The organism is Faecalicoccus sp. (assembly GCF_036552745.1).
Lineage (GTDB): Bacteria > Bacillota_I > Bacilli_A > Erysipelotrichales > Erysipelotrichaceae > Faecalicoccus.
On the sequence record NZ_JAXKBY010000140.1, the window covers coordinates 1 to 6,537 of the forward strand.

Consider the following 6,537-nt stretch of genomic DNA (forward strand, 5'->3'; position numbering starts at 1 on the left):
GAAAAAAATACAAATCCACATTCACATATTCAATTTTACAAATTACCAAAACCGTCTTCAACCACGGTTATAAAAGGTTGAAAGAAAGGAGAAGTATATTGTAGATGACCAGTTAGATGAGTCAATTACAATATACCAGAAAGAAATATGTCAGAAGTTGTAATTGAGAGTTTTACGTTAGATCATACGAAAGTCTTAGCACCTTATGTGCGCTTGATCAGCGTAGAACAAGGTCCTAAGGGAGACAGGATCTCTAACTATGATGTGCGTTTAACGCAGCCAAATCGACAAGAAATTCCTACCGGTGCCATGCATACATTAGAACACTTATTAGCTCTCTATCTTCGCCCAAGAATCGAGGGCTATATCGATTGTTCACCGTTTGGTTGTCGTACAGGTTTTCATTTACTATGCTGGAATGAACATGAGACAAAGGATGTTGCCATCGCCTTAAAAGAAGCATTGGAAGATATTTTGCATACGACATGGGAACAAGTGCCGGGAACACAGGAAAAAGAATGTGGAAACTACAAAGATCATAGCCTGGTAGGTGCCAAAGAATGGGCCAAAGAAATTCTAAAGCAGGGCATTTCCAGTGATCCGTTTGAAAGAAAAATTGTATGACTAAGCTAGTTTTAGCTTCCTGTACAGCTGATTTATATTTGTATGTGGATCATTTACCGACATCAGCACAGGATGTCAAAGTTATATCCAGACAAATGGCACTGGGCGGTTGTGGCTATCATGTCAGTAAAGCCTGTCCGGATTCTATTTTAGTTTGTCCGATAGGTAACGGTATGTATGCCCAATTTGTCAAAGAAAAGCTGTTATCCGAAGAGATAGAGACGATCATGCCTACGGTTTTACAGGAAAATGGCGTTTGTATTTGTTTGATTGAACCCAATGGACAAAGAACTTTTCTTTCCAGTCATGGCGCTGAATATTTTTATACACCGCAGATGCTTGTTGATTTACCGCATGCAGATTGGATCTATATATCCGGAATTGATTTGGAAGAAAAACAGAATCAATGTTTGATCGATTATTGTGCAAAAACAAGTAGTAAAATCTTTTTTGCGCCGGGTCCGAGAATCTCTGCGATTCCAGGCGTATTAAAACAGATGTTGGATCTAAAACCGGTATTACACATGAACAAAGAAGAATGTGAAGCGTGGTGTCAATGTTCTTTTCAAGAAGGGATGGTTTCTTTATTTGAAAAGACACAAAAGCCTGTCATCGTAACAGATGCTTCTCGTGGCTCTTATGCCTATGATGGAAAAAAGTTGTATCACGAAGTGGAAGAAGCCGTTGTCACCAAAAACGCAACCGGAGCCGGCGATACCCATGCAGCCAGTTGTCTGGATAGTTTATCACAGCAAATGCCATTCGATGAAATGTTAAGAAGGGCAAATCGTGCCAGCATTCAAAAAATTACACAAGGAAAGGAAGAATTATGATAGATTGTCTAGCCGTAGGTTTAGGAGGATGCATCGGCTCCATCCTTCGATATCTGATCGGGAAGATTCCTGTAGAAACAAATGGCTTTCCCATTCACACTCTAGGTATTAATGTCATTGGATGTTTTCTGATTGGTTTAATCGTTTCCTTAGCTACAAAAAATACACAGATGGATCCTCGTCTTGTTTTATTTTTTAAAACGGGAGTTTGTGGTGGATTTACGACTTTTTCAACTTTCTCTTTAGAAACCCAACAATTGATGCAGACAGGGCAATATACCATGGCCATAATCTATGTGCTTCTTAGTATCTTGTTAGGTATTTTTGCGATATTTGCGGCACAGTGGATCCTAAAATAAAGCAGGCAGCTTAGGCTGTCTGTTTGTCGTCTTGGTATTCTAATATATCGCCGGGCTGACATTCCAGCACTTTGCAGATCGCATCCAAGGTAGAAAAGCGAATGGCCTTGACTTTACCGGTCTTTAAATTCGATAAATTCACATTGGAAATGCCCACCTTTTCAGAAAGCTCGTTTAAAGACATTTTTCGATCGGCCATGACTCGATCTAATCGCAATATGATAGCCATGGATGCACCTATATAGTCGCATCGACTTCATTTTGAAGACTAAAGCCGACTTCCAGAATCGAAGCTAACAGGATGAAAACGATGACTATTAATAGAAATAGTCCATCGGCCAGTACAAAATTTCCAAAATGGCAAATCGTAATCATGCCCGGACGATAATCCGGAATTCTCGGTATCACAAAAGCGGCAGTGATCAAAACGACTCCGATCAAATGCGTACCTTTGGAAAAGATATCGGCAAACGATCTGTGTGTCCAGTAAAGCAATAAGATCGTAAAGAAAAATAGAATGATTACACTGCAGAATACCATAGTATAGAGATATTGTGCCCATCCTATATAACTCCAAACACCTTGTAAAGTATCTTGGACAATTTCTACTAAACATGAAACAGAACAACCTCCGGTAAATAGTAGTGAAATTAACAGAATCCGTCGCATCTTTCGCGTTAAAACTTGTTCAGCATCTTCTTTCATGATGAATCCTCCTTGTTGTCTACTTATTTTATATCATTTAATTTTACTAAAATCAATAAAAATTTAATGATAAACATTAAAAGTTTATTGTTTTTATATCAAATATAAAGAGTTTGTAAGTTCCTGTGGGAATTCTAGTCTTCATTTGAAAAATATGCTACAATGATATAGCGTGTAAATTTGTATAAACAGTAAGCAGGAGGGCTACTTTATGGGATTATTATCAAATCTTTTCTCGGAAGAGAAGCGTGAAATCAGTACGCTGGAAAAGATTGCTGATCAAGTGTTGTCGCATGAAAATGAAATGGCGGCATTAAGCGATGATCAGTTAAAGGAGAAAACAGAAGAATACAAGAAACGATTGGCCGAAGGTGAAACAGTAGATGATTTATTACCGGAAGCTTTCGCAACAGCTAGGGAAGCTGCCTATCGTGTCATCAATGAAAAACCGTATCGTGTGCAGGTCATGGGGGCTGTGGCCATGCACAAAGGTGATATTGCCGAAATGAAAACCGGTGAAGGTAAAACCTTGACCGCTACGATGGCTGTCTATCTAAACGCATTGACAGGACAAGGTGTCCATGTCATTACTGTTAACGAATACTTGGCCGGACGTGATGCAGCCTGGATGGGTGAAATCTATCGTTTTTTAGGTTTAAGCGTTGGTGTCAATAAACGAGAATTAAAGGCCAAAGAAAAAAGAGAGGCGTATGCTTGTGATATTACTTATACGACCAACTCGGAATTAGGTTTTGACTATTTGCGTGATAATATGGTGACGCGTGTAGAAGATCGTGTTATGCGTGGCTTGCACATGGCCATTATCGATGAGGTTGATTCCGTATTGATCGATGAGAGTCGTACACCATTGATTATTTCCGGGGGAAAGAAAGAAACAGCCAACTTGTATATTCAGGCGGATAAATTTGCCAAGACTTTAGTGGCTCCGGAATATGAAACCGATCGTTTTACACATGAAAAACATTTGATTTCCGGTGACTATGACATCGATGAAAAAACACGTCAGGTCATGTTGAGCGAGGATGGTGTGCATAAAGCGGAAAAGTATTTCCATATCAAAAACTTATACGATATTGAACATACACAGCTGGTACATCACATCAATCAGGCCCTAAAGGCAAACTATATTTTTACGAATGAAGTCGAATACGTGGTCAGTGATGATCAGGAAATCGTGATCGTTGACCAGTTTACCGGTCGTTTGATGCCGGGACGTGCCTACAGTGATGGTTTACATCAGGCCATCGAAGCCAAAGAAGGGGTTCCGATCAAGGAAGAAACTTCAACTCTGGCTACGATCACATATCAGAACTTCTTCCGTTTGTATGAAAAACTGGCCGGTATGACCGGTACCGCAAAAACTGAAGAGGAAGAATTCTTATCAACCTACAACATGAAGGTTGTCGTAATTCCAACAAACCGTCCGGTTATCCGTGAAGACCAGCCGGATGAAATCTATGCCCATAAAGATCGCAAATATAAGGCATTAGTAGAAGAAGTAAAACGTCTATATACCAAGGGACAGCCGGTTTTAGTGGGTACGATTGCGGTAGAAACCAGCGAACTGATCAGCAACATGCTGAAAAAGGAAGGCATTCCGCATGAAGTTTTAAATGCCAAAAACCATGCGCGTGAAGCAGAAATCATTGCCAAGGCCGGAAGACCAAAATCGGTAACAATTGCCACCAACATGGCCGGTCGTGGTACCGATATCAAACTGACAAAAGAAACACGTGAATTAGGTGGTTTGGCCGTTTTGGGTTCGGAACGTCATGAATCACGTCGTATCGATAACCAGCTGCGTGGGCGAAGCGGACGTCAGGGGGATCCGGGATTCTCTCGTTTCTACGTATCTTTGGAAGATAACTTGATGGTGCGTTTTGGCGGGGATAAGCTGCAGAAGATGTTTGAGAAACTGGGCGATGAACAAGTACAGTCCAAAGCGGTAACTCGTTCAATTACCATGGCACAAAAACGTGTGGAAGGCTTTAACTTTGATATGCGTAAACAGTTGCTGGATTATGATGATGTATTACGTCGTCAGCGTGAGATCATCTATGCGCAGCGTAATCGTATCTTAGAAAGCGATGAAGTCCATGAAATGGTACATACAATCTTTGATAAGGCAATCGAAGAAACGTTGCAGGCAAACATTGTTGATACCAAAAAACAGACAGTAGATCCTGTCAGCCTGTCTAAATCGTTTGATATCATGGGCATGCAGGAAGAAAAACAGATCAAGCCGGATGAAATTGAAGGTAAATCGTATAAAGAAATCGAAGATTATGCGAAAAATAAGATCTGGGGTGAATATGAAAAAGAAATCCAGCCTGTTAAAAAACAGTTCCTTCCATTTGAAAGAACCGTGGTTTTACGTAACATTGATAGAAACTGGATTGCCCATATCGACCGTATGGATAAATTAAGAAGTGGTATTTATTTAAGAAGTTATGCGCAAAACAACCCACTACAACAATATGTACAAGAAGGATTTGACATGTTTGAAGAGATGAATCGTCGCATCGATCGTGAAATTACTTTCTTCTTGTGCAAGGTGCGCATTCGCAGGGAGACCAAAGCATAATGGAACTATATGAATTAAAACAAGGAGTGAGCACTCACCTGGAGAAATTACGTTCTCTGGGTGAGTCACTTTGACTTAGCTCAGAAAAAGAAACAGATTGAAGACTATGACAAACAGACTTTAGAAGAAAGCTTCTGGTCGGATCAAAAGAAAGCGCAATCCGTGATTCGCATGCGAAATTCCTTAAAAGATATCGTAGATCACTATGAAAGCTTGTTGGATCAGTTGGAATCATTGGATGAAACGGCGGAGGCCTTAAAAAATGATCTGGATGAAGAATTATTAGAGATGGCTTCTGATGAGTATGTGCAAGCCAGTGAAAGCTTTGAAGCCTTTGAAATTCAAGTCTTACTTTCACATGAATACGATCAAAACAATGCGATTCTTGAACTGCATCCAGGTGCCGGAGGAACAGAATCGTGTGACTGGGCCAGCATGTTGTATCGCATGTATACTCGCTATGCCGAAAAGAAAGGCTGGAAAGTCACAGTGCTTGATTATCTGGCCGGAGAAGAAGCCGGCATCAAAAGCGTGACTTTTCTGGTAGAAGGGGATAAGGCCTATGGTTATTTAAAAGGAGAAAAAGGCGTACATCGCTTAGTTCGTATCTCTCCTTTTGATTCCGGTGCCAGAAGACATACCAGCTTTGCCTCTTTAGAAGTCATGCCACAGTTTAATGATGAGATTGAAATCGAAATTAAACCGGAAGATCTAATCGTAGAAACAAAACGAGCATCCGGAGCCGGAGGGCAGCATATCAATAAAACCGACAGTGCTGTTCGCATGGTACACAAGCCTACCGGTATTGTAGCAACTTGTCAAAATGGGCGCAGTCAACATGAAAACCGGGAAGAAGCTTTACGTATATTGAAATCTCGTCTTTATCAGTTGGAAATTGAAGAAAAAGAAAAGAAACTTAAAGAAATCAAAGGAGAACAAAGTGCCAATGAATGGGGATCTCAGATTCGCAGTTATGTCATGCACCCTTATTCTTTGGTCAAAGATGTTCGTACCGGCTATGAAACCAGTCAGGTACAAGCTGTTTTAGATGGTGATTTAGATGAGTTTATCTTTGCTTATTTGAAAAGTCAGGTACAGTAAATCCGGAAAAAGCGGAAAGAGAAATGGGGAAATAAAAGTTGAATCCCCTTACAAATTTTTCCTAAATGTTGAAAAGAATGTAAGAAGGTTTGGTGAAAATCACTTGTAAACAAACCTTCTTTTTCTTATACTTAATTTTGTAGAAGGAGGCTATAAGAAATCATATGACAGATATAGAAAAACATGCCCGGCATGTAAGACAGAACATCATCAAGATGGTGTATGCGGCACAAAGCGGGCATCCGGGCGGCTCTTTATCCGGGGCCGATCTGCTGACGGATCTGTATTTCAGAGAAATGGATATCAACAA

General features: G+C 40.4%; 7 protein-coding genes. 5 read left to right on the top strand and 2 right to left on the bottom strand.

Annotated elements, in window-relative coordinates; genetic code table 11:
* Positions 1 to 147 precede the first annotated feature (147 nt).
* From U0M88_RS06600 to crcB, 3 genes are read left to right on the top strand one after another with little or no spacing between them, the layout of a single operon-like run.
* Positions 148 to 624 (top strand): S-ribosylhomocysteine lyase, encoded by a 477-nt coding sequence (locus tag U0M88_RS06600; RefSeq protein ID WP_168966291.1) that lies wholly within the window; start codon positions 148 to 150, stop codon positions 622 to 624.
* Complete coding sequence (locus U0M88_RS06605) at positions 621 to 1,457, top strand: PfkB family carbohydrate kinase (RefSeq protein ID WP_331869300.1); 837 nt, start codon at positions 621 to 623, stop codon at positions 1,455 to 1,457. The genes U0M88_RS06600 and U0M88_RS06605 overlap by 4 nt, the downstream gene beginning before the upstream one ends.
* A complete protein-coding gene (gene crcB, locus U0M88_RS06610) occupies positions 1,454 to 1,816 on the top strand; it encodes a fluoride efflux transporter CrcB (RefSeq protein ID WP_181965598.1) in 363 nt (120 codons plus the stop codon). The genes U0M88_RS06605 and crcB overlap by 4 nt, the downstream gene beginning before the upstream one ends.
* 10 nt (positions 1,817 to 1,826) lie before the next feature.
* On the opposite strand, the gene U0M88_RS06615 is transcribed toward crcB, so the two are convergent.
* Both U0M88_RS06615 and U0M88_RS06620 read right to left on the bottom strand, forming a co-directional pair.
* Positions 1,827 to 2,045: a helix-turn-helix domain-containing protein gene (locus tag U0M88_RS06615; protein ID WP_022790421.1), complete on the bottom strand. Its 219-nt coding sequence runs from the start codon at positions 2,043 to 2,045 to the stop codon at positions 1,827 to 1,829.
* Positions 2,046 to 2,053: 8 nt separating this feature from the next.
* On the bottom strand, positions 2,054 to 2,521 hold the full coding sequence (locus U0M88_RS06620) for a hypothetical protein (RefSeq protein WP_331869301.1): 468 nt from the start codon (positions 2,519 to 2,521) through the stop codon (positions 2,054 to 2,056).
* Positions 2,522 to 2,732: 211 nt separating this feature from the next.
* Here U0M88_RS06620 and secA point away from each other — a divergent pair, with 211 nt between their 5' ends.
* Entirely contained in the window at positions 2,733 to 5,126 is a 2,394-nt protein-coding gene (gene secA / locus U0M88_RS06625) for a preprotein translocase subunit SecA (protein WP_331869302.1), read from the top strand.
* A protein-coding gene (gene prfB / locus U0M88_RS06630) for a peptide chain release factor 2 (protein WP_331869303.1) occupies positions 5,126 to 6,227 on the top strand; the annotation gives its coding sequence in 2 pieces (ribosomal slippage) (positions 5,126 to 5,197 and positions 5,199 to 6,227; 1,101 coding nt in all). Before secA ends, prfB begins: the two co-directional genes overlap by 1 nt.
* Positions 6,228 to 6,537 lie beyond the last annotated feature (310 nt).

Coding starts and splice junctions, on each gene's coding strand:
- U0M88_RS06620 (WP_331869301.1), bottom strand. CDS start 2,521: ATGAAAGAAGATGCTGAACAAGTTTTAACGCGAAAGATGCGACGGATT.
- crcB (WP_181965598.1), top strand. CDS start 1,454: ATGATAGATTGTCTAGCCGTAGGTTTAGGAGGATGCATCGGCTCCATC.
- U0M88_RS06605 (WP_331869300.1), top strand. CDS start 621: ATGACTAAGCTAGTTTTAGCTTCCTGTACAGCTGATTTATATTTGTAT.
- U0M88_RS06600 (WP_168966291.1), top strand. CDS start 148: ATGTCAGAAGTTGTAATTGAGAGTTTTACGTTAGATCATACGAAAGTC.
- secA (WP_331869302.1), top strand. CDS start 2,733: ATGGGATTATTATCAAATCTTTTCTCGGAAGAGAAGCGTGAAATCAGT.
- U0M88_RS06615 (WP_022790421.1), bottom strand. CDS start 2,045: ATGGCTATCATATTGCGATTAGATCGAGTCATGGCCGATCGAAAAATG.